Source organism: Listeria booriae, assembly GCF_000766865.1.
GTDB lineage: Bacteria > Bacillota > Bacilli > Lactobacillales > Listeriaceae > Listeria_A > Listeria_A booriae.
In genome coordinates this window covers 1-1,078 of the sequence record NZ_JNFA01000017.1, presented here as the reverse complement: position 1 = coordinate 1,078, position 1,078 = coordinate 1, and the positions used below count along the sequence as shown (strand labels likewise).

Here is a 1,078-nt window from a genome sequence, read left to right as displayed (position 1 = left end):
CGTATGTCAAAGAAAAGAACATGGATCCAAAAAGCAAGTTATGGTATGTGCCTCGGTACCTTATTATTCAGCCCAGCAGAGAGCTGGCTAGAAGATCAGCACCCCATCGAGGCAGTGACGCAAGCGGAAATCGAGTTGTCCTTTCAGGAGCGATTTCCAGATCCACACCTAGCACACGCGGTGTATCTAGAACTATATCCAGAAAAAACCTTGTTCCCTGAACGAGTCAATTTAGAAGCGCCTGTGTCTGCGGAGCAATTAGCGACAATCACCACCTTAGCAGATACCCCCGAAAGGCCGATAACAGATTTGACGGGCATTCAACAGTTATCCCACTTAAAAAACCTGCATGCGGAGGGGAATGAAGGGGGGCGGATTCAACAGCTAGCACCATTGGCATCGATGAAAAACTTAGAGCATCTGACCTTGCGAAACGAATTCATCCAAGACTTAGCCCCCTTAGCGAAGCTCACGCAGTTACAGAGCTTGGATCTCTCCATGAATCAGATTACATCGGTGCAAGCGTTACAAGGGTTGACGCAGTTACAAACCCTACGACTAACAGGGAACCAAGTGACCGATTTTCGGCCATTAGAGGCGCTACCAGCTGTACAGGCAAAGGATAGAGCTCATTTTGAAGCATTCGCCCAAACGATTCAGGCAGAAGGGACAAAGACGACGGGAGAGACGAGTCAATTAAACGTATACACGCCGGAAGGAGAAAAAATCCCTGCGACCGTGGCCAGTTCACAAGGGAAGTGCAAGCAGAAGATGGCGTTAAATGGCTCCAACCAGGGGAGCAACAAATCCAGTATCAGGATACAGAAGGGCAGATTGTGGCGTTTTTACAACAAGAAGTAGTGGGCGACAAGATACGAACGACATCAGTAAAATCTAAGGCAATGGCAGGAATGTCCGCGATTCAGATACTGGATGCACAAGGGAATATTATAGATCAAAGCTCGTACACGATGATGTCTGGATCTATGGATATTGCTAAATTAGCCAATTCTGACATGATTGAAGAAGCTATCAAACGGGCAAACCAAGAACTTCCTAATACACAGAAGCAACGTGG

Annotated in this window: 2 protein-coding genes; both read left to right on the top strand. The window is 47.1% G+C overall.

Annotation, left to right across the window (positions count from 1 at the left end; translation table 11 throughout):
* Positions 1–45: 45 nt before the first annotated feature.
* The gene (locus EP57_RS05950) at positions 46–861 is read left to right on the top strand and encodes a leucine-rich repeat domain-containing protein (protein ID WP_159106420.1); all 816 of its coding nucleotides are present in this window, start codon (positions 46–48) and stop codon (positions 859–861) included.
* Positions 837–1,078, top strand: a 242-nt coding sequence (locus tag EP57_RS05945) for a hypothetical protein (RefSeq protein ID WP_036085168.1), incomplete at its 3' end; no start/stop codon positions are given. The genes EP57_RS05950 and EP57_RS05945, both read left to right, overlap by 25 nt.

Bases quoted from the DNA above. Each gene is read 5' to 3' on its own strand.
- EP57_RS05950 (WP_159106420.1), top strand. From the start codon at position 46: ATGTGCCTCGGTACCTTATTATTCAGCCCAGCAGAGAGCTGGCTAGAA.